18 protein-coding genes are annotated in these 21,478 nt (G+C 73.8%); 8 read left to right on the top strand and 10 right to left on the bottom strand.

Going from position 1 to position 21,478, the window contains the following annotated elements; translation table 11 throughout:
- Positions 1–95 precede the first annotated feature (95 nt).
- Together HNR12_RS23525 and HNR12_RS23520 are read right to left on the bottom strand one after the other, a co-directional pair.
- Positions 96–299 (bottom strand): FmdB family zinc ribbon protein, encoded by a 204-nt coding sequence (locus HNR12_RS23525; protein ID WP_179769606.1) that lies wholly within the window; start codon positions 297–299, stop codon positions 96–98.
- A 79-nt stretch (positions 300–378) separates the two neighbouring features.
- Entirely contained in the window at positions 379–879 is a 501-nt protein-coding gene (locus tag HNR12_RS23520; RefSeq protein ID WP_179770856.1) for an HNH endonuclease, read from the bottom strand.
- A 344-nt stretch (positions 880–1,223) separates the two neighbouring features.
- On the opposite strand from HNR12_RS23520, the gene HNR12_RS23515 reads away from it, so the two are divergent.
- The 7 genes from HNR12_RS23515 to HNR12_RS23490 all read left to right on the top strand — a co-directional run bounded on the left by HNR12_RS23515 (position 1,224) and on the right by HNR12_RS23490 (position 8,821).
- Positions 1,224–3,320 (top strand): prolyl oligopeptidase family serine peptidase, encoded by a 2,097-nt coding sequence (locus HNR12_RS23515; protein WP_179769605.1) that lies wholly within the window; start codon positions 1,224–1,226, stop codon positions 3,318–3,320.
- A 250-nt stretch (positions 3,321–3,570) separates the two neighbouring features.
- Positions 3,571–4,242 (top strand): hypothetical protein, encoded by a 672-nt coding sequence (locus HNR12_RS28750; RefSeq protein WP_246425849.1) that lies wholly within the window; start codon positions 3,571–3,573, stop codon positions 4,240–4,242.
- Positions 4,212–6,179 carry a DNA/RNA non-specific endonuclease gene (locus HNR12_RS29610; RefSeq protein ID WP_338119851.1) on the top strand — a complete coding sequence of 656 codons (1,968 nt, stop codon included), beginning with the start codon at positions 4,212–4,214 and terminating at the stop codon, positions 6,177–6,179. The genes HNR12_RS28750 and HNR12_RS29610 overlap by 31 nt, the downstream gene beginning before the upstream one ends.
- Before the next feature lie 23 nt (positions 6,180–6,202).
- Positions 6,203–6,676, top strand: coding sequence for a hypothetical protein (locus HNR12_RS28740; protein ID WP_179769603.1), 474 nt, complete (start codon positions 6,203–6,205; stop codon positions 6,674–6,676).
- A gap of 130 nt (positions 6,677–6,806) precedes the next feature.
- Positions 6,807–7,271 carry an acyl-CoA thioesterase gene (locus tag HNR12_RS23500; RefSeq protein ID WP_179769602.1) on the top strand — a complete coding sequence of 155 codons (465 nt, stop codon included), beginning with the start codon at positions 6,807–6,809 and terminating at the stop codon, positions 7,269–7,271.
- A 26-nt stretch (positions 7,272–7,297) separates the two neighbouring features.
- A complete protein-coding gene (locus HNR12_RS23495; RefSeq protein WP_179769601.1) occupies positions 7,298–7,510 on the top strand; it encodes a hypothetical protein in 213 nt (70 codons plus the stop codon).
- Positions 7,511–7,567: 57 nt separating this feature from the next.
- Positions 7,568–8,821 carry an MFS transporter gene (locus HNR12_RS23490; protein ID WP_222600527.1) on the top strand — a complete coding sequence of 418 codons (1,254 nt, stop codon included), beginning with the start codon at positions 7,568–7,570 and terminating at the stop codon, positions 8,819–8,821.
- A 70-nt stretch (positions 8,822–8,891) separates the two neighbouring features.
- Here the strand turns inward: HNR12_RS23490 and HNR12_RS23485 are convergent, their stop codons facing one another.
- Entirely contained in the window at positions 8,892–9,365 is a 474-nt protein-coding gene (locus HNR12_RS23485) for a carboxymuconolactone decarboxylase family protein (protein WP_179769600.1), read from the bottom strand.
- An 86-nt stretch (positions 9,366–9,451) separates the two neighbouring features.
- A complete protein-coding gene (locus tag HNR12_RS23480; protein ID WP_179769599.1) occupies positions 9,452–10,201 on the bottom strand; it encodes a TetR/AcrR family transcriptional regulator C-terminal domain-containing protein in 750 nt (249 codons plus the stop codon).
- A gap of 93 nt (positions 10,202–10,294) precedes the next feature.
- Here HNR12_RS23480 and HNR12_RS23475 point away from each other — a divergent pair, with 93 nt between their 5' ends.
- Positions 10,295–11,653, top strand: coding sequence for a hypothetical protein (locus HNR12_RS23475; protein WP_179769598.1), 1,359 nt, complete (start codon positions 10,295–10,297; stop codon positions 11,651–11,653).
- Here HNR12_RS23475 and HNR12_RS23470 read toward each other — a convergent pair.
- The 6 genes from HNR12_RS23470 to HNR12_RS23445 form a co-directional block, all read right to left on the bottom strand.
- Positions 11,619–12,077 carry a globin gene (locus HNR12_RS23470; RefSeq protein WP_179769597.1) on the bottom strand — a complete coding sequence of 153 codons (459 nt, stop codon included), beginning with the start codon at positions 12,075–12,077 and terminating at the stop codon, positions 11,619–11,621. The genes HNR12_RS23475 and HNR12_RS23470 overlap by 35 nt on opposite strands.
- A 148-nt stretch (positions 12,078–12,225) precedes the next feature.
- Positions 12,226–13,890, bottom strand: a complete 1,665-nt coding sequence (gene ettA, locus HNR12_RS23465) for an energy-dependent translational throttle protein EttA (protein WP_179769596.1) — start codon at positions 13,888–13,890, stop codon at positions 12,226–12,228.
- A gap of 98 nt (positions 13,891–13,988) precedes the next feature.
- Positions 13,989–15,047, bottom strand: coding sequence for a DUF4192 domain-containing protein (locus HNR12_RS23460; RefSeq protein ID WP_179769595.1), 1,059 nt, complete (start codon positions 15,045–15,047; stop codon positions 13,989–13,991).
- 80 nt (positions 15,048–15,127) lie between these two features.
- Positions 15,128–16,570 carry a sensor domain-containing diguanylate cyclase gene (locus HNR12_RS23455; RefSeq protein WP_179769594.1) on the bottom strand — a complete coding sequence of 481 codons (1,443 nt, stop codon included), beginning with the start codon at positions 16,568–16,570 and terminating at the stop codon, positions 15,128–15,130.
- A 621-nt stretch (positions 16,571–17,191) separates the two neighbouring features.
- Positions 17,192–19,651 (bottom strand): YfjP family GTPase, encoded by a 2,460-nt coding sequence (locus tag HNR12_RS23450; protein ID WP_179769593.1) that lies wholly within the window; start codon positions 19,649–19,651, stop codon positions 17,192–17,194.
- A complete protein-coding gene (locus HNR12_RS23445; RefSeq protein WP_179769592.1) occupies positions 19,648–21,465 on the bottom strand; it encodes a GTPase in 1,818 nt (605 codons plus the stop codon). Before HNR12_RS23445 ends, HNR12_RS23450 begins: the two co-directional genes overlap by 4 nt.
- Positions 21,466–21,478 lie beyond the last annotated feature (13 nt).

The raw sequence follows: 21,478 nt of genomic DNA, 5'->3' as shown, positions 1-21,478 counted from the left end.
GGTCCGGCCGGTGCCGTGCGGTGGGCTTCGGTGCGCCCGGCCGGCGCCCCGGAGGTCGGGGGGCCCGGCCGGGCGCACCGGCGCCCGTGCGGGGGTCAGCCGCAGCAGCCCCCGCCGCAGCAGCCGCCCCCGGCGGGTGCGGGCGCGGCGGCCACGCCGCCCACGGCCACGGTCGACAGCAGTTTGACGGTGTCGTCGTGGCCGCCGGGGCAGACCGCCGGGGCGTCGGACTCCGCCATGGGACGCGACAGCTCGAAGGTGTCGCCGCATTCGCGGCACCGGTAGTCGTAACGAGGCATGGCACAAGAATAGGCGCCCGGAGGCGGATGGGACGTGGAGTCCGCTCCGGGCGCCCGGCCGTGCCGGGGTGTCGGCGCGCTAGGCCGCCACCCGTGCCATGTAGGGCGCCCACTGGGGGTCGCCGTGGCTCTCACCGTTGATGAGCCGCCAGTGCAGGCCGCGCGGAACGGTCGGGGTGACGTTCAGCGTCCAGCCCAGCTCGTCGAGCAGGCGGTCGGCCTTGCGGTGGTTGCACGTCTTGCAGGAGGCCACGACGTTCTCCCAGACGTGTCCGCCGCCCCGGCTGCGCGGGATAACATGGTCGATGGTCTCGGCCCGCTTCCCGCAGTAGGCGCAGCGGTTGCCGTCGCGGCGCATCAGTGCCACCCGTGTCAGCGGCACCCGGCGCCGGTAGGGCACTCTGATGTAGCGCCGGAGCCGGATCACCGACGGCACCGAGAGCGCGGTGGTTGCGGAGTGCAGGGCCTTGCCGGCGGAGTCGCCGTGCACGACCTCGGCCTTCTCGCGCAGCACGAGCAGGATCGCGCGGCGCATGGGCAGCGTGGTCAGCGGCTCGTAACTGGCGTTGAGCAGCAGCACGTGGCGGTGGATTGTGTCGCCCTCCGTACTGCGCGCGGTGCTCACGGCGTCTCCCGGACCGGCGTAGCGCACGGCCGTGTCTCATCCCCGGCCAGCCGATCGGCCAGCCAGGAGACCTCCTTGTCAACCGGTCGGACGGCGACCGGCACTGTTCGCGTTGCCACACGGACCTCCCGTGGGTGGTTCCCGCCGAGTAACGTCCCGCATTCAGTGTGCTCGCTCGACCGGCTCCGCCGCCACCCTAATTATGCGTAGGCAGCGAAAACCGGCGGGAAACTCATGATCGTCGGCGGGCCCGCGCACGGCGCCAAGGCGCGCCGGAAGCGCCGGATAGAGTTCTGGTCATGCCTGAACCTCGCTACCCCGCCGCCGAACGCGTGCACTGCCGGGAGGATCTGCACGGCCATGTGGTCGACGACCCCTACCGCTGGCTTGAGGACCCGCGCTCGCCCCAGACCAAGGAGTGGTCCGACGCCCAGGACGCGCTGTTCGCGGCGGAGTCGGAGCGGTGGAGCGGGCGCGAGGAGCTGGGCCGGCGGGTCCAGGCCCTGCTGGGCGCCGGCACGGTCGGGGTGCCGGTCTGGCGGGGCGGGCGGTACCTGTTCATGCGGCGCGCGCCCGAGCAGGAGCACGGTGTGCTCTACCTGGCCGAGCCGGACGGGGTGGAGCGCCCGCTGATCGACCCGGTGGCGCTCGACCCCACCGGCGGCACCACCCTGGACTCCTGGCGCCCCGACCACGAGGGGCGGCTGCTGGCCTACCAGGTGTCCGAGGGCGGCGACGAGGAGTCGCTGCTGCGGGTCATGGACGTCGCCACCGGCGAGGTCGTGGACGGCCCGATCGACCGGTGCCGCTACTCCCCCGTGGCCTGGCTGCCCGGCGGCGAGGCGTTCTACTACGTGCGCCGGCTGGCCCCGGGCGCGGTCCCCGAGGGCGAGGAGCAGTACCACCGGCGCGTCTACCTGCACCGGGTGGGCACCTCGCCCGACGAGGACGTGCTGGTGTTCGGCGAGGGCCGCGACAAGACCGAGTACTACGGGGTCGGGGTCAGCCGCGACGGCCGGTGGCTGGTGCTGACCGCCACCAAGGGCACCTCCTCGCGCAACGACGCCTGGATCGCCGACCTCGCCGAGACCGGGCCCGGGCGGCCCCGCTTCCGCGTCGTGCAGGAGGGCGTGGACGCCGAGGTCGCGCCGCACGTGGGGCGCGACGGCCGGCTGTACCTGGTGACCGACCGCGACGCGCCGCGCGGCCGGCTGTGCGTGGCCGACCCGCGCACGCCCGGCTACGAGCACTGGACCACGCTGGTGGCGGCCGGCCCCGACGCGGTGTTCGGCGGCTACGCGGTGCTGGACGGCCCGGAGCTCGCCGAGCCCCGGCTGCTGGTGTCGTGGCGGCGGCACGCCGTCAGCGAGGTCAGCGTGCACGCGCTTGCCGACGGCCGGCGCACGGGCGCGGTGGAGATGCCCGGCATCGGCTCGATCGGCGGGCTGTCGGCGCGTCCCGAGGGCGGGCACGAGGCGTGGTTCCGCTACAGCGACAGCACAACGCCGGGGGCGGTGTACCGCTTCGACGCCCGCACGGGCGAGGTGGCGCTGTGGGCCTCGGCGCCGGGCGCGCCGGAGGTGCCCGAGGTGCGCACCGAGCAGGTGACCTTCACCTCGCGCGACGGCACCCCGGTGCGCATGCTGGTGGTCTCGCCCCCCGGCGAGGTCCGGCCGCGCCCGGCCATCCTCTACGGCTACGGCGGGTTCTCGATCTCGATGACCCCCGACTACTCCGCGACCGCGCTGGCCTGGGTGCGCTCGGGCGGCGTCTACGCGGTGGCCAACCTGCGCGGCGGCCTGGAGGAGGGCGAGGAGTGGCATCGGGGCGGGATGCTGGGCGACAAGCAGAACGTGTTCGACGACTGCGTCGCGGCGGCCGAGCACCTGGTGGCCACCGGCCGCACCACGCCCGGGCGGTTGGCGGTGATGGGCGGCAGCAACGGCGGCCTGCTGGTGGGTGCGGTGATCACGCAGCGCCCCGACCTGTTCGCGGCGGCGGTGTGCTCGGCGCCGCTGCTGGACATGGTGCGCTACGAGCGGTTCGGGCTGGGCGAGCTGTGGAACGTGGAGTACGGCAGCGCCGAGGACCCCGAGGCGCTGGGGTGGCTGCTGGCGTACTCGCCCTACCACAACGTGCGTGAGGGCGTGCGCTACCCGGCGACGCTGTTCACGGTCTTCGACAACGACACCCGGGTCGACCCGCTGCACGCCCGCAAGATGTGCGCGGCCATGCAGCACGCCACGTCGGCGCCCGTTCGGGAGCGCCCCGTCCTGCTGCGCCGCGAGGCGGAGGTGGGCCACAGCGCCCGGTCGGTCAGCCGCACGGTCCGGCTGAGCGCCGACCAGCTGGCGTTCCTGGCCCACCACACCGGCCTGGAGGTGGCGAAGGACTGACCCGGGCGGCCTGCGACGCATCGCGGCGGGCGCCGGTTTCGCCGTGACCAATCCCGGTCACGGCGCCGGCGCCCGCCGCGTCCTCTTTTCCACCCGTTACATGCGAAGACGCGGGCACACGGATTCGTTTTTCGGTCCGGCGCGAATTACCACCAGCACCAAATTAGACAAATCACCCATTAATCCAAGTAAAGCGTCGCTAAAGTAATTGGCGTTCCACTCTGGGTGAAACGTCAACGAGGTGACGGGAATGGGTGAGGACGACCTTCCCCCGGGTCTTTCGGACGGAATCGACCCGTCCGCGATCACGATCCCGCCGGTGCGGCCCGACGACGTCGAGGAGGCCGGCCGCGCCCTCAAGGGCGCCGGCGGCGACATCCTCGACCTGGGCGAGGACATCAAGGCCGGCTGGAACGGCCTGCGCGGCATCTACTCCGCGCCCGAGGCCGAAACCCTCCTCTCGGCCGTGGACGAGGTGCCCGGCTGGGGCGAGGAGGTCAACGACGCGGCGACCACCGCCGGCGACGCCCTCATCCAGTTCGCCGCCGACGTGCGCCCCATTCTTGAGCGCTGGCGCGGCCTCAAGGCCGACGCCGTGGCCATGCAGGCCCACATCCAGGGCAACGACGACTGGCGCAAGGACGAGGACAAGGTCGAGGAGTTCAACACCCTCAACAACGACCTGATCAAGGTCCAGAACGACTACATGCGGCCGAACGCACCTGCGCCAACGCCATCACCGCCCTGTTCAACGGCACCCGGTTCGTGGCCACCGACCCCGGCTCCCAGCCCGGCCTCGGCCCCAACCAGGTCGCCTACGGCTACACCCGGCCCCCGGAGAACGTGGCGACACCGTGGGCGGTCCCCCAGGAGCACGACGCGCCCTGGTACATGGACGTCGGCTCGGCCCTGGTGGACCTGACCTGGGGATCGCTCAAGGACACCCTGGGCATGTCCGGCTTCCACGACGGCCAGGGCGACTGGACGATCAACCCCGCGACCAGGTGGGAGAACGCCAAGGCCTACTGGGGCGACTCCCTGGCCGGAATCGCCATGCTCGCGGGCTACCACGACGGCGAGTTCAGCCTGTCCACCGCCCGCACCGCGTGGACGGAGGTCGGGCACTCCATGGTGCCGTGGCGGGAGTGGGACGACCGGCCCGGCTACGTGATCACCCAGGGCCTCGTCAACGTCGGCAGCATCGTGGGCGGGGCGATCGCGACCGCCACCGGCGCCGGCGCGGTCGTGGGCGTCCCGCTGCTGGCCTGGCGCGGCACGCGGGTCGTGCGCACTCTGAGCAACCTCGGCGACCTCGGCCCCGGCCGCAACGGCGACGGCGACGGCGGGGAGGGGGCGGAGTTCACCCGCACGGGTTCGGAGTTCGACCTGAGCCGGATCAACGGCCAGGACGCCCCCACCACGAGCGAACTCCAGCAGCGCATCAACGAGGTGCTGGACGTGCGCGCCGAGGAGATCGGCCTGGAGGCCGCCCTGGAGGAGGCCGCCGGCTGGCGCAACCGCCGGCCCGCCCTGGTCGGCGCCCCCGACATCGAGGCCAACGCCGACGGCCCCGACAACCCGCCCTCGTCCACACCGCCGCCCTCCGACACTCCCACGCACTCGCCGCCCACCGGCGGCACGCGGACCGGTTCGCCGTCGGGGTCGGAGACCGGACCCGGTCCGGAGCCGTCGGGCGGAGGCGGAGGTGGCACCGGCGGGCGGGGCGGAACCGGCGGTTCCGGCGGCCTGGGGGGCGACGATCCCGGCCTTCCCGATGACGGCCCCGAAGGCCCCGGCGACCCCGAGGGGCAGCGACCGGAGGACCGGGCCGAGGGCGATCCGACCGACCCGACCGACGCGACGGACCCCGCCGACCCCACTGACCCGCGCGCCGACGACCCGAACGAAACCCCGGGTGAGGAGCCCGCGGGTGATGTCGAGGGCGGCGACCTCGACATCACCGATGAGCGGGACGACGGCGAGGGTGAGGGCGACGGCGACACGTCTCAGCGGCCGCCCAAACCCGAGCGGCTCGATCCCGACAGCCCTCTGTGGCCGGAGGAGGGGAAGCGCTTCGGCGAGGGTGTCCGACTCGACCCCAACACCCGCTACGAACTGCGGGACTACCGGGACAACTACGCGAGTGACGCGGACTACGAGAACGACCGCCCCGAGGTCTTCATCACCAACGACAAGGGCGAGGTCGTCGAGGTCCACACGCGGACGGACCGCGAGAACGCGCAGAACCCGGAACTGATGGATCCCCGGCCGAACGCCACGTACGTGGTCGACGACCGGTACACCTACCGCACCGACCACCTGGGCCGCACCGAGTCCATGGAGGGCGTCCTCGAACTGGACAGCAACGCCCGCAACGACACACAGCAGCGGGCCATCGGGTGGGAAGGCCGGGATTACTACAAGGCCTACAACAAATACCTCACCGATCAGTTCACCGCACAGCACGGGCGCTCACCCAACCCCGGCGAACTCCCCCTCTACGAGGACGTCAACTGGAACGGCGGCCACATGGCGGGCGCGAGCGAGTTCGGCGGAGGCGGTGAACGCCTCAACGTGGTCCCGATGCTGGAGACGGTCAACCAGAAGCGGTCGCACCTGCCCGGTATCGGCGGCAGCTTCCGCAGGCTTGAGGAGGAGTGGGTCCGCCTCCTCAAGCAGGATCCGAAGCCGGAGGTGAGGGTTCGCATTACCAACGTGTACGACCCGAACATGCCGACGCTGACCGCTCCAGACGGAAGGGTGCTGCATCCCCCGCCCACCGATATTTTCGTAGAGTGGGAGGTCAACGGAGTCAAGCACCCCAGTCCTCTCAGGTACCGAAACTCGGACCGGCTGTGAACGCCCGTAAGAGCAGGTAGCCAATGAGAAACCACGACCGCCTCACTCCGTCACAGCAGGAGGCCCTACTGCGCGAGATTGGCCGCACCCTGGTGAAGGCGGCGCCGCGAAACTGGGACGAATTAACTTTGGAGTGTGACGCTCTGTTCGACTTCAGTACCACGAAGGCCACGGCCGTTTTGGATGATGGCAGCACGGAACAGGTGTCCACCCCTGCCGAGGTCGCGGTCAAGCTCGGGCAGTTGCGGGCCGGCATGTACTCACCGGGCAAGGGCACCTGGTACAAAGCGGTCTACAGGGTTACACGCCCGGGTAGGTTCAAGGTCCATTACAGCTACGACGAGGAACCCTCGTTCCCGATCCCGACCCACGACCACGATTTCCTCGTGGATTCCCGCGTGTACCCGCGGGACAACGACGCCACACCCGACTGGCTGCGCCGCCGCCTGGCCGCCGCCCTGGAGGCCGAGGCCATCGCGAAGGCCAACGGCAACTGACCTTTTCTCCGCCGATCCCGCCCGCTGATGTGACCGGCGTCGCGCCGCCGACCCCGGACTTGCCGAACCCCGTCCGAATCCGCGGCCGGTAGCGTGGGGCCGTCCGCGTCGCGAGGAGGAGGGGTTCCAGGTGGAGGCAGTCACCACGGCCGAGGCCGCGCGGGCGGGGGCCGGGGAGTCGCGGCGGCACGTCTACTGGGCGCACGTGCGGTTCGCCGACCTGGACCCGCTCAACCACGTCAACAACGTCCGGATGCTCACCTACCTTGAGGACGCCCGCATCGCGTTCCTGCGGTGGGACGTCCCCGAGGAGTCGCACACCCGCCTGGGCGGCCTGGTCGTGGCCCGCCACGAGATCGACTACCTCAAGCCGATCCTGCTGCGCCGCGACCCCGTCCGGGTGGAGACCTGGGTGACCGAGGTCCGCACCGCCAGCTTCCGCCTGGCCTACGAGATCCGCGACGACGACCACGTCTACGCCCGCGCCATGAGCGTGCTGGTCGGCTACGACACCGCCAAGCAGGCGCCGCGCCGCCTCAGCACCGAGGAGCGCGCCTTCCTCACCGCCCACCTGGAGCCCGCCGCCCCGGCGTGACCCGGCGGAGCACACACGGAGGCGCCATGCGCGTGCTGTACATGCAGGACCGGCGCACGCGCGAGACCCGGCCGTTCCTGACGCTTCACGACGACGGTTCACTGACCACCGACGACCCCCAGATGGCCAGGGCCATTCCCCGGATGCGCAAAAACCACGGTTGGTCCAACGAGTACATCTTCGGGTTCTGGAAGACCAAGGGAAACGCCTACGTCCGCTACTTCGAGGCCGCGGAGTGACCCGCCCGCGCCCGCCCCTGCGTGGGGCCGGTCAACGGTGTTGACTAACCTGGCCGCGTGGGCGAGCACAGACGTTGGGTCATCCTCTGTATCGGGATCGCCGCGCAGATCGCGAGTGTGTCGGCGCTGTTCGGGGTGCCCTTCGTCCTGCCCGAGCTGCGTGCCGCCTACGGGCTGACCATCGCCCAGGCCGGCACCCTGGCCGGGCTGCCCAGTCTGGGGCTGCTGGCCACCCTGCTCGGCTGGGGGGTGGTGATCGACCGCTACGGCGAGCGCTTCACCATGGCGGCCAGCCTGCTGCTGACCGCCCTTGCCCTGCTGCTGCTCGGCGCCGTCGACGGCCCGTGGGGCGCGGGCGCGGTGCTCACCCTGGTCGGGGCGGCCGGCGGGCCGGTGAACGCGGCCAGCGGGCGGCTGGTGCTGGCGTGGTTCTCCGCGCGGCAGCGCGGGCTGGCCATGGGGATCCGGCAGGCCGCCCAGCCGTTGGGCATCGGTGCTTCGGCGGCGCTGATGCCGCTGGCGGCCGAGCACTGGGGGTTCGTCGCGGCGATGCTGCTGCCCGCCGCCCTGGCCGTGGCCATGGTGCCGCCGGTACTGCTGTACACGGGCGCCCCCGGAGCCGATCCGCCCTCGCGGGCGCCCTCCGGCGGCGTCGGCTCCTCCCCCGCGTCCCCCGCCGACTCCGCTGCCGACGCGCCGGGCGCGGGCACCGCCCCGCGTCCGGCCGCCTCCCCCTACCGGCACGCCGCCATCTGGCGGGTCCACGGGGTCAGCATGCTGCTGGGCGTCCCGCAGTTCACCGTCATGACCTACGCGCTGGTCTACCTGGTCACCGAGCACGGCTGGAGCGCGCCCACCGCCGGGGCCGTCATCGCCGCCACGCAGGTGCCCGGCGCGCTGAGCCGCCTGCTGCTGGGCCTGTGGTCGGACCGGCTGGGCAGCCGGCTGCGGCCGGTGCGGATCGTGGCGGTGGTGTCGGGGGCGGCGCTGCTGGGGCTGACGGTGTCCTCGGCCGTGCTGCCGTGGGCGGCGGTACCGCTGCTGCTCGCCTGCCTGGTGCTGTCGATGAGCCACAACGGGCTGACCTTCACCGCCGTCGCCGAGACGGCCGGACTGGCCTGGGCCGGGCGGGCGATGGCGGCGCAGAACTCCCTCCAGGCCGTGAGCACGACCGTGACGCCGCTGCTCATGGGGGTGGTGATCACCGCCCTGGACGGCCTGGACGCGGTGTTCGCGGTCGCGGCGGCGTTCTGCGCGGCGGCGGTGGCCGCCGTGCCCCGCGACCGGGCGGGCGCCGCTCCCCCGCCGTGACGGCCCCGGCCGCGTACGGGTCGGCGGTCGAGCCGGGCGGGACCGGCCGCGCGGCCCCGCCCGGCTCCGGCTAGTCGAACTGGCCGGGCCGGTAGTCGCCGGCGGGCCGGCGGACGATGACGTTGAGCCGGTTGAAGGCGTTGATCAGGGCGATCAGGGACACCAGCGCGGCCAACTGGTCCTCGTCGTAGTGCTCGGCGGCCTTCGCCCACGCCTCGTCGGTGACCCCGCCGCCCGCGTCGGCGATGCGGGTGCCCTGCTCCGCCAGCTCCAGGGCGGCCCGCTCGGCCTCGGTGAACACCGTGGCCTCCCGCCAGGCCGCGACCAGGTTCAGGCGCAGCGCGGACTCCCCCGCGTGGGCGGCGTCCTTGGTGTGCATGTCCACGCAGAAGCCGCAGCCGTTGATCTGGCTGGCCCGGATCTCGACCAGCTCCCGCGTGGCGCGCGGCAGCGTCGAGCCCGCGAGCGCGGTGTTCGCCGCGATGAAGTGCTTCAGGGCCTTGCCCGCGACCGGGCTGCCGGCGAGGTCGAGGCGTGCTTCCATCGTCTGCTCCTTGTGTCGTGTGCCGATGGGACACCCTCGTGACCGATCAGGCCGGCCGGAGCTGACAGTCGATCGTGTGACTCGCGTCACCCGCCCCGTGGTCCGGTCCGGACCGCCGCGGACCCGGCGCCCCCGATCTGCGCCGCGATGCCGTCGAGCACGATGTCCAGGCCGATGCGGAACTGGGTGTCGAAGTCGGTGGCGCCCTCGGCGGCCAGCCGGGCGTAGAGCCCCAGCGCCGGGTAGGCGTCGGCGCGCTCGCCGATGTGCGCCCAGACGCGGCCGCGCAGGTCGGCCTCTGCCGCCGGATCGCGGTGGCGCGCCCGCCACAGGGCCTCTTTGAGCACGTAGCCGTCGACGTAGCCGGTGACGGCGCTGACGGCCGCGGCGACCCGGCGGTCGTCCAGGCCGGTGGCGGCCAGGGCGGCGTGGAACCGCTCGGAGGCGGCCAGCGCGTTGGGGCCCAGCAGCGGCCGGGTGCCCACCAGCGCCGGCACCCAGGGGTGGCGCAGCATGACCCGTCGGCTCTGGGCCGCCTGGGCGGTGACGGCCGCGCGCCACGGGGTGTCCGGCGCGGCCGGCGGGAGCTCGCCGAGGACCGCGTCCAGCGCCAGGTCGAGCACGTCCTCCTTGCCGCTGACGTACTCGTACAGCGACATGGTACCGGCCCGCAGCCGCGCCGCCAGGCGGCGCATGGAGAACCCGGGCACGCCCTCGGCGTCCAGCAGGCCGACCGCCGCCTCGACGATCCGCTCGCGGGTCAGCCGCTCCCGGCGCGGCCGATCGCCGCCGGCGCGCAGCCACACCCCGCCGGGCTCCCCGGCTCCGGCACCCATGCCGACTCCTCCCGTGCGCTGTACGGAAAACCGTACGGCTAACTTAGCGGCCGATCAAAGGACCGTCGACGGGCGGAGAGGAGCCGAAGAGCCATGGCGGACCTGGAGACCGGCACCGGGGCAGCGGCGGGTGCGGACGGTACGGGCGAGGACGGCGCGACCGGGCGCTGGCTGCGCGACTACGCGCTGACGGCGCTGCGCATCGACCGGCTCGCCACCCGGGGCGGCGGCGCGACCGTGCTGATCTACCGCGGCCCCGAGGAGTTGCGCGCGCAGGCGGCGGCCGGGGAGGCGCCCGACCCCGCTCGGCTCGCGGACGACGCCGAACGGCTGCTCGCAGAGATCCCGTTCGATCCGCCGCGCGCGGCCTACCTGAGTGCGCAGGTCCGGGCCATGCGGGCCGTGGCCCGCGGCCTGGCCGGCGCGGGCGCGGCGCCCGCCGACCACGCCCGGGAGTGCCTGGGCGTGGAGCCGCTGCGCCGTCCGGAGGCGGACTTCGCGGCCGCGCACGACCTGCTGGACGCGGCGCTGCCCCCGACCGGCGGCACGCTGACCGAGCGGCTGCACGCCTGGGAGGCCCGGCACGCGCTGCGGCGCCCGGACCTGCTGCCGGAGCTGCTGGAGAGCGCGGTGGCGGAATGCCGCCGACGCACCGAGGCCGATTTCGTCGTCCTGCCCGCCGACGCGTCCGTCGACTTCCGCCTGGTCACCGAGGGCGGCTTCCAGGGCGCCGGGCACTACGCCGGGGGCGCGCGCGGCACCCTGTTCGTCAACACGTCGGTGCCGTTCAACCTGGCCGACCTGCTCTACCTGGTCAGCCACGAGGTCTACCCGGGGCACATCGCCGAGTCCATGCTCAAGGAACGGCACCTGGTGGAGCGGCGCGGGCTGCTCGACCACCGGGTGCGGTTCATGGTCTCGCCGCCGTTCGTGCTCAGCGAGGGGATCGGCCTGCACGCCGAGGAGCTGGTGTTCCCCGGCGACGAGGCCCAGCGGTGGCTGTACGACCACCTCCCGGCCGAGGCCGGCGAGGCGCCCGCCGACTGCGACCTGGCCGCGGTGCACCGGGCCAGGAACGTGCTGTGGGGCGTGTGGGCCAACGCGGCGCTGATGGCGGCCGAGGGGCGCGGCGACGACGAGACCGCCGCCTACCTCACGCGCTGGGCGCTGCTGGACGAGGCCGGCCTGGCGGCCGCCCGGGCCCTGGTGCGCACGCCCGCCATGAGCACCTACGTGCTGGGCTACGACCTGGGGTGGCGGATCGTGGGCCCGTGGCTGGAGGCGCCCGACCGGCCCGAGCGGGTGCGGCGGCTGCTCACCGAGCAGCTGCTGCCGACCGACCTGCTGCCCGCGGACTCCCCGCTGCGCCCCGCACCCGCCGGCTGGCGGCCGGGCGCGGACGGCGGCGCCCCCGGGGTCAGGGGGCGGGGTTCTCCGGCGGACGCACCGTAAGGTCGGCGGTGTCCTCGGCCGCGGGGAGGTCGTCGGGCGCGTTCACCATGCTGTGCGCGGCGTAGACCAGGTATTCCCACAGCTGGCGGTCCAGCGGCTCGGGCAGGGAGAGGTCGTCCACGGCGGCGCGCATGTGGGCCAGCCAGTGGTCGCGTTCACGCGAGCCGATGCGGAACGGGAAGTGCCGCATGCGCAGGCGCGGGTGGCCGCGCTGCTCGCTGTAGGTGCGGGGACCGCCCCAGTACTGCATGAGGAACAGGCGCAGCCGCTCCTCGGCGGGGCCGAGGTCCTCCTCGGGGTAGAGGGGACGCAGCACGGGGTCGGCGGCCACGCCCTCGTAGAAGCGGCGCACGAGGCGGACGAAGGTGTCCTCTCCGCCCACGGCGTCGTAGAACGTCTGCTGGTCTTCGCGCGGGGAAGTCATAGTCGCCCGTCAGCTTATGCGGTGCCGCCCGCGCGCGCGAGCGGCGCCGGCGGCTTCGCCGATGCCTGGCCGGCGGCCCGCGGTCCGGCGCACACCCGGGGAGGGGTGCGCCGGACCGCGGGGCCGGATGTACCGGAGACCGCGGGGGTCAGTCGCGGGTGAGCTTGCGGTGGGTGACCGCGTGCGGGCGCGCGGCCTCGGCGCCGAGGCGCTCCACCTTGTTCTTCTCGTAGGACTCGAAGTTGCCCTCGAACCAGAACCAGTTGGCGCCGCCCTCCCAGGCCAGGATGTGGGTGGCGACCCGGTCCAGGAACCAGCGGTCGTGGCTGGTGATCACGGCGCAGCCGGGGAAGTCCAGCAGCGCGTTCTCCAGCGAGCCCAGGGTGTCGACGTCGAGGTCGTTGGTGGGCTCGTCCAGCAGCAGCAGGTTGCCGCCCTGCTTGAGGGTGAGCGCGAGGTTCACCCGGTTGCGCTCGCCGCCGGAGAGCACGCCGGCCGGCTTCTGCTGGTCGGAGCCCTTGAACCCGAACGCGGCGACGTAGGCGCGGCTGGGGATCTCGACGTTGCCGACCTGGATGAAGCTCTCGCCGTCGGAGACGACCTCCCAGACGTTCTTCTTGTCCTCGATGCGGCCCCGGTACTGGTCGACGTAGGAGATCTGCACGGTGTCGCCGACGTTGATGGTGCCGGAGTCGGGCTGCTCCTCGCCCACGATCATCTTGAAGAGCGTGGTCTTGCCGACGCCGTTGGGGCCGATGACGCCGACGATGCCGTTGGGCGGCAGGGAGAACGACAGGTCCTCGATCAGCACGCGGTCGTCGAAACCCTTGGTGAGGTTCTTGACCTCGACCACGGTGGTGCCCAGGCGCGGACCCGGCGGGATCTGGATCTCCTCGAAGTCCAGCTTGCGGGTCTTGGCGGCCTCGGCCGCCATCTCCTCGTAGCGCTGCAGGCGGGCGCGGCTCTTGGTCTGGCGGGCCTTGGCGTTGGAGCGCACCCATTCCAGCTCGTCGGCCAGGCGCTTCTGCCGCTTGGCGTCCTTCTGGCCCTCGACCTTGAGGCGGGCGGCCTTGGTGTCGAGGTAGGTGGTGTAGTTGCCCTCGTAGGGGTAGAGCTTGCCGCGGTCGAGTTCGAGGATCCAGGTCGCGACGTTGTCGAGGAAGTAGCGGTCGTGGGTGATCGCGATGATGGTGCCCGGGTAGCCCTCCAGGTGGGTCTCCAGCCACTGCACGCTCTCGGCGTCGAGGTGGTTGGTGGGCTCGTCGAGCAGGAGGAGGTCGGGCTGCTCCAGCAGCAGCTTGCACAGCGCCACGCGGCGCTTCTCGCCACCGGAGAGGGTGGTGACGTCGGAGTCCGGCGGGGGGCACCGCAGGGCGTCCATGGCCTGGGCGAGCTGGCTGTCGAGGTCCCAGGCGTTGCGGTGGTCGAGCTGCTCCTGCAGCTTGCCCATCTCCGCGAGGAGTTCGTCGGAGTAGTCGGTGGCCATCTTCTCGGCGATGTCGTTGAACTGCTGGAGCATCGCCTTGGTCTCGGCAACGCCGTCCTCGACGTTCTGCAGGACGGTTTTCTCGGGGTCGAGGCGCGGTTCCTGGGCGAGCAGGCCGACGCTGAAGCCCGGCATGAGGCGGGCCTCTCCGTTGGACGGCTGCTCGACCCCGGCCATGAGCTTCAGCAGCGTGGACTTACCCGCGCCGTTCGGCCCCACCACGCCGATCTTCGCCCCGAGCAGGAACTGCCCCGAGACGTCGTCAAGCACGACCTTGTCGCCGTGCGCCTTGCGCACGTTTCGCAAGCTGTAGATGTACTCCGGCATGCCTCCAAGCCTAGGGTGTGGGCGCAGGTGCCCCGGCCATGCGCGGGTGCGGGCGGCGGCCGGGCGCGGGGCGGCCGCGCGGGGCGCGGGCGGCGGGGTCACGGGCTGTCCAGGGGCCGGACCGCGTCCAGGCGCTCGGCCGGGAAGCCCTGCCAGGGCAACCCGGCCCGCAGGGCCTGGCACAGGAGGTCGGCCAGCGGGTAGCCGGGATCGGCCGCGCGCACGAGGTCGAGGGCGGCGTCGGCCAGCGCGATGTCGCCGCGGGTCCAGGCCGCCACCGCCAGCAGGCACCCCGGCGCGGGTCGGTAGCCGGGCTCGACGTGGCGCAGCACCTCGCGCCACAGCCGCACGTGGGCGTCGGCCGTGCCGGGGTCGATCCGCACCCAGGCGTCGTCGCGCACCCGCACGCAGGTCAGCAGGACGCCCAGCCACGCCAGGTGGTCGGGGGCGCGCGGGAGGTCGCCCCGCAACGCCGCCGCGATCGCGGTCCGCACCACGCGGGCGCCCTGCACCCGGAACCGGGGGCCGAAGGAGTCGCGCCCGGGCGCCGCCGCGCGCAGGCGGCGGCCGCGGCGCTCGGCCCGGCGGGTGGCGGCGCGCATGGGCGCGCGGGCGGCGCCCTCGACCGGCGCGAGGTAGGCGCGGATTCGGTTCAGGCTCTGCCAGGCGCTGAGGCCGTTGGCCACGGCGGTGGCCGACACCGCCGAGGCGGCGAGGTCGAGCGCCACGCCCTCGGCCGGGCAGCAGGCGGGTGAGTCGCACACATAGGACCAGTAGCGGCCGTCGGCGACCCGCAGCGCCTCGCCCACGGCGATGCCGGCCTCGGCGGCGCAGCGGCGCAGGGCGTCGACGCAGCGGGTGATGTCGGCGGCGGGTCCGTAGCCCACGATCAGCGCGGTGCCGCAGTCGTCGGCCCGCAGCCCGGTGACGAGGTGGCGCGCGGCCTCGGCGGGGTGCGCGGTGATGTGCTCGCCCAGGTCGCAGCGGAAGAGGGTGTGCAGGCGCGGGGTCGCGCCGCGCAGGCCCAGCACGACGAGGGTGTCGTTGGGGTGGTAGCCGAGCAGGTAGGGGACGGCGGCGACGATGTCGGCGGGTGTGGTGAGGGTGAGGACGGCGGGGGTGCGGGGGGCGGTGGGGTTCGGACGGTTGGCTTCCATACACCCAGCGTGATCAAATCGAACACGCTGAGCAACGACAACCGGGTCGGCTGTGGACAACCGCGGGCGCGCGGTGGGGGTCAGGGCTCCTGTCCGCCGGCGGCGCCCGAACCGCTGGGCGCGTCGGGCCGCCCGCCCTCGGTGGCGCGGGGACGCGGCACGTGGCGGGCCATGGAGGGCTCGGGCGGGGCCTCGGGCACGGCGGGGCCGGGCCGGCGGGCGGTGACCGCGGGGCGGGTCATGACCGGCAGGCACACCCGGTTGCGGCCGGCGCCCTTGGCCCGGTACAGCGCGAGGTCGGCCGCCGCCAGGAGGTCGACCAGGTCGTCGCCGTGGACGTTGAGCACGGCCACGCCCAGGGAGACCGTGATGCGGACGTCGTCGCCGTTGGCGCTGAGCCCCATGCGGCCGATCCGCATGCGCAGCCGTTCGGCGGCGCGGCAGGCCTCGGCCATGTCGGCGTCGGGCAGCAGGACCACGAACTCCTCGCCGCCGAACCGGCCGATCACGTCGGCCTTGCGCAGCTGGGCGCCGAGGGTGGTGGCCACGCCCAGCAGCACGTGGTCGCCGAAGAGGTGGCCGTAGGTGTCGTTGACGGCCTTGAAGTGGTCGATGTCGATGATCAGCAGCGCCGCCGCCCGGCCGCTCTGCCGCGCCCGCGCGAGTTCGGCCGCGGCCTCGGCCTCCCAGGTGCTGGCGTTGAGCAGACCGGTCTTGGGGTCGGTGCGCGCGGCGGTCTGCAACTGCTGGAACAGCAGGCTGCGCTGGAGGAGCATCGCCGGGGGCAGCGCGATGGCCAGCAGCACCGGCGACAGACCGGTGAGGATGGCGGCCGTGACGCCCACGCACAGCTCCACGCAGTCGACGGTCAGCGCCTCGCGGTCGAAGAGCATCTGCCGCCACGGGGCGTCGGAGGCGCTGAGGTGCACCGCGACCGCCACGATCAAAGTGTTGACGACGGTGAACGCCGCGCAGCACAGGACCGCCATCGACGCGCCCTCGACCGAGGTGATGTGGTCCTCGGTGATGGCCATGGGCACGCGCAGCGCCGACGCGGTGTCGTCGGCCAGCGCGCTGTGGAACAGCAGCGAGGCGATGAAGCCCGACACCGCCACCGAGGCGGCGTTGAACAGCCGCCGGTGGATGACCGTGCGGCGGATGCGGAACTGCAGCAGAAGGTAGACGGGAACCGGGAGGATCAGGGAGTACATCGGCGGGAGCAGCAGCAGCGTGGGGAACCACCACGCGCCGAGCAGGTCGCGGGTGAGCCCCGCGGGGGTGCCCAGGCGGCGCATGGCCTCCACGCACACCCCGGCGCAGATGGTGAGGGCGGCGAAGGTGGCGAGTTCGTCGCCCCGGACGGGGGTCAGCACGCCCGACCACGCCCCCATCAGCGCGGCACAGGTCAGGACCACGCTCATGAAGACCACAAGTCGGCGCGGCTGGGCGAACACCGGCCAGGCCCTCCACCACAGGGTCCACGGCCGCCGCCGCTCAGCCACCCCTTGCTCGGCCACCGCCACGTGGATCTCCCCCGCTCGCGATCAGGGCATCCCGCCCGACACGGATCGGTCGACGCCCGGCGGCCGATAGCGCGTCCGTCTCGGCGTGTCGGGTGCCGGCGACTAAGATCGTCTTTGGATTACAGTCAGTGATATTTTAATCGCTGGTTGTGCAGTGGTAGAGGGAAACAGCTAGATTGAAGTGTGCTGGTGTCCACTGACGCACCCGGCCCCACGGGCCGAGTCCGCGCCCGCGGCACCGGCGGCGGCGCGGCGCGGTGTCCCGACCCCGACGGGTCGGCCGCCGGCAGACTCGTTCGGGTGGTACACCCGCCACGGCCGGCAGGGCGGCTCGGGCGCGCGCCGGCGCTCCGGCCGCGTGGTCGCGATCAGTAGGAGGGGCCATGTCCTCCGGTATCCAGTGGGTCTAGGCGCGGCGCCGACCGCCGGGGCGAGCGGTTCCGCGATCGTCCGCCCCCGGCCGCCGGCGGCCCTCGACCACCACGTCAACCGCCTTGGCCGCGCGGCAGTGCGGCGGGGCGTCCGACGCACACGAACAAGGGCGGCGGACCGGGGGCGAACCCCGGCCCACCGCCCTTCGCGTGTGCCCGCCGCACGCGGCCCGGCCGCGTGCTCAGCGGTTCAGCGGCGCGGGCCTTGCGCGGTGGCCAGTGCCTGGCAGGACTCCAGGTAGCGCGCCAGCTCCTGCTCCACGGGGGCGAGGATCCGCTGCTCGGCGATCTCGCGGGCGCGCTGGGCCGAGCGCTGCTCGATCCGCTCGCGCCGCTGCGCGGCGGCCACCGACACCAGGTTGACGCAGCCGTTGCCGATCAGCCAGCCGACCAGCGGCGTGGCCACCACGACCGCCGCCGCGAGACCGAGGAACCGGGGGTCGTCCAGCACCGGCAGACCGGTGAGGCCGCCGCCCAGCCAGCTCACCAGCAGCGCGACCAGCCATACCAGGCCGGCCCCCGACAGGGCGGTCAGCAGGTACTGGAGCACCCGCACGACCTGCCACCAGGCCGGGGTGTCGCCGCTCGGCGGGACGGTCGAGGCGACCGCCTGGGAGAGCTCGCGCGGCAGGGCGTCCAGTCCGCCGCGCGCGGCCGCCCGAACGCGGCGCGGCCAGGGCCACGGCAGCGATCCCGCGGCGTGGTCGGCCACGGCGACGGCGGCCTTGTCGATGCCGGCCCCGTGCGGCTCCACCACGGCGGGGTCGCCGCCCTCGCCGCCGAGGTCGGCGCCCACCGCGCGCAGCGGGTCGCGGCGCAGCCCGCGGATCCAGCGGCCCAGCGGCCACCCCACGCGCTGGGCGCCGCGCTGCTCGTAGACGGACTCGGCGGTGTCGGCGATGGCCGAGACCCCGGCCGCCGCGACCAGGTCGTCCACCAGGCGGGTACGCACCCGCTCGGGCAGGACGGGCTCGACGCCGGGTGCCGCGGGGTCGCCGTGGTAGCGCTCGAAGCCCACGACGACGCGGTCGAGGTCGGCCACCAGCCGGTCGATGAGGGCCCGGCGCTCGCCCACGGTGTCGGCCAGCAGCGAGCGCAGCTGGCGGATGCCCTGGCCGGTGACGGTGGAGGTGGTCAGCACCCGGGTCTGCACGCCGGACTCGGTCTCCAGCAGCCGCCGGAGGTCGGTCAGCAGCTCCTCAAGCTCATCGGGCTCGACCCGGTCGACCTGGTTGAGGACGGCCACGGTGACGGCGCCGTAGCCCGACATCTCGGCGAGGTAGCGGTGGTGCACGGCGGCGTCGGCGTACTTCTGGGGGTCCAGGACCCACACGATGAGGTCGCAGGCGCCGATGAGGCGGTCGGCCTCGGCGGTGTGCATGGCGCGCACGGAGTCGTGGTCGGGCAGGTCCAGCAGGATCAGCCCGGACAGCTCCGAGCCGGCGCGGTCCAGCTCGCTGGTGCGGGAGTGGCGGTTGCGGCGCGGCACGCCCAGCCAGCTCAGCAGGCCCTCGGCGCCCTCGTTGCCCCAGACGCAGGCGTGCGCCGAGGAGGTGGTGGGCCGGGTGATCCCCACACGGGAGAACTCCAGTCCGCACAGCGCGTTGAACAGCGATGACTTGCCGCTGCCGGTGCCGCCGGCCAGCGCCACGACCGTGTGGTCGGCCGAGAGCCGCAGCCGGGCGCCGGCGTGGTTGAGCAGGTGGTGGGCGTCCTCGATCAGCTCGCGGTCGAAGTCGTCGTGCCCGATGCCCACCAGCGCCGACAGCGCGTCCAGGCGGGTGATCAGCTCCTCGCGGGTGGTGGCGGGCATGGGCTGCCACCACTCGCCGGTGGTGGGCTCGTACTCGTCGTCGTCGGCGACGGTGTCCGGGGCGGTGCCGGTGGAGGGGCCGTGGCCGGCGGATTCGGCGGGGCCGGACGGCGGCGCGGCGGGCTCGGGGCCGGCCTCGGGAGCCGCCGCGGCGGTCCGTGCGGGCGGGTCGGCGAGGTCCTCGGGGGCGGGCCCGGTGCCGGACTCGCCGCCGCGCGGGGTGTCGGCGGCCGCGACCGCGGGGATGGGGCCGGTGCGGCGGCCCGCGATCATGCCGGCCTCGTCGACCTCGGCGAGGCTGCCCACCCAGGCGGCGAGGCGGTCGTCGTCGGGGTCGTCCTCGTCGCGGCGGCGGGCGGCGCTGCGCGGGGGCGCAGCGTGGCGGCCGGGCGTGCTGCGCGGGGCGGGTTCGGGCCGTGCGGCGGGGGCGGCGGAGTCGGGTTCGCGCCGCGGCGCGGGATCGGCCGACCGGGCCGGCGGCGCGTCGTCGGCGGGGTCGGGGCGGGAGGCGGGCACGCTGGGGCCGGTGGTCTCGGGCGGGACGATGCCCGCGGCGGCCACGCCCGACTGGAGGTCGACCGCGCGGCGCAGGGCCGGGTAGGAGTCGGCCGGGGGCCCCACCGGGCGGCGGGCGGGCCAGGCGTCGGCGGCGGGCGGCGCCCACCCGGCGTTCAGGCGGTCGGCCTCGGGTACGACGTAGCCGGTCCAGCCCGCCTGCGCGCGGCGCGCGTCCGGAGAGGGTTCCGGCGCCGGGCCCGGTGCCGGGCGGTCGGCCGCCTGGTTCCCCGCCGCCTCCGGCTCCTCGTCAGCGTGAGCGGGGTTCCACTGAGTCGTCATCGCGCAATCTCAAGGTTGTACGTCGCTTGGTAGAGCTGGACGGCGTCGGATTCGTCGGGCAGCTTGACGGCGGCCAGCGTGTCGGTGAAGCGGGTGCGCTCCTCATACAGCAGGGTGCCGATCCGCTGCCGAAGGTCGTTGCGTGCCCTGTTGCCAATGTTACGCAGGGAATCAGCGCCGAACACACCCTTGAGCAAACGGTTCGGTGACGTCCGGGCGCCGCCGGCGGCGGAGGCCGCGTCGAAGCCGAGCAGTTCCACGATGAGCACGAGGGTGAACGCCTGCTTGTCGAAGTCGGCCACGCGGGCGACCGAGCGCTTGGTGGCGCCGTCGGCGGCGATCATCTCGCTGACGGTGTGCTGCCAGGCGGCGACGGCGTCGCGCGTGCGGGGGCCGAAGGACTCGGGCAGGCGGCGCCCGCCGGCGCGGTCGGCGAGGTCCTGGCCGCCGGGGATGTCGGACCAGCGGTCGGCCACCCGCTCCACGGCGCGCTCGGCGGAGGTCAGCACCAGCGACTCCAGGCTGTCGCGCACCGCCCGCTCCAGCGCCTGAACGCGGTCGCGCTCCTGCCCGCCGCCGCGCGGTTTGCGCTTGCCGCGCGAGCGCAGCATGCGCACCAGTTCGCCGCTGGCGGCGATGTCGTGCCAGCGGGCCAGCAGGTTGCCGGTGAGCAGGGAGCCGTCGCTGAGGGCGGTGTCGACCTCGGCCCCGGCGGACTCGTAGGCCGACTGCACGGCCGACTCCAGGGCGCGGCGGATCTCGACCTGGACCTCGACCTGCTTGGCGAGGTCGGGCACGCGGGTGCGGAAGCTGTCGATGACCCCGATGAAGGTGCGCAGCGACACGCGGTCGCGCTGCACGAGGTCGCCGGCGACGTCGGCGAGGTAGTCGCGGATGGGGTCGACGGTGTTGCCCTTGAAGCGCTCGCCCGCGATCTGGTCGGTCTCGGGGATGACGAACCGGGTGGCGCCGCCCAGGCCGTTGGCCTCCAGCATGGCGCCGAAGTGCTCGACCAGCTGGCGGCGGCCCTTCTTGGGCACCCGGGACAGCACGACGGCCAGGGAGGTGTCGCGGTCGCGGGCGACCTGCAGGAACTCCCAGACGCGGGCGTCGGCGTAGCGGCGGCTGGTGGTGACGAACACCCACAGGTCGGCGGCGTCGAGGAACTTCGCGGCGAACTCGTGGTGGGCCGACACCGCGGAGTCGACGTCGGGGGTGTCGAGCAGGGCAACGCCCTCGGGCATCGACTCGCTCGGCGCCAGCACGAGCATGCCGTCCTTGCCGGGCATGGCCAGGCCCTGCTGGCGCACGCGCGGCAGGGTGGGCAGGAACGACGCCTCGCTGAACCAGTCGACGTCGGCGGGGTTGCACGCCAGGACGGGGCTGTTGGTGGTGGGCCGGCGCACGCCGGTGGTGGTGACCTGCTCGCCCACAAGGCTGTTGACGAGGGTGGACTTGCCCGCCCCGGTGGAGCCGGCGACCGCGATGAGCAGGGGGGTGTCGGGGCGGCGGACGCGCGGCAGCACGTAGTCTTCGAGCTGGTGCAGGACGTCGGTGCGCGCGGTCGCGCCCTCCTCGGCACCGGGCAGGCCCTCGGCGAAGCGCAGGTTGCGGATGCGCGCGCCGAGGTTCTCCAGGACCTTCTCGAACCGGGTGTCGCTGGAGGCGCCCCGGTGCTTTGCGCGCCCCCGCCGCGGCGGCGCGGCCGGGTCGGCCCGCTCGTGGCGGCCCGGTCTTGGCTCGGACTGGTCGGCCGCTCCGGGCCCGTGCTGGCCCGCCCCTGTGGCTTCCGGCATCGCAGGCGGCCGGGACATAGCGCTTCCGCCC

It is taken from the genome of Streptomonospora nanhaiensis (assembly GCF_013410565.1).
Classification (GTDB): domain Bacteria; phylum Actinomycetota; class Actinomycetes; order Streptosporangiales; family Streptosporangiaceae; genus Streptomonospora; species Streptomonospora nanhaiensis.
The sequence above is the reverse complement of the archived record's forward strand: the minus strand, read 5'-3'. Positions and strand labels throughout refer to the sequence as shown.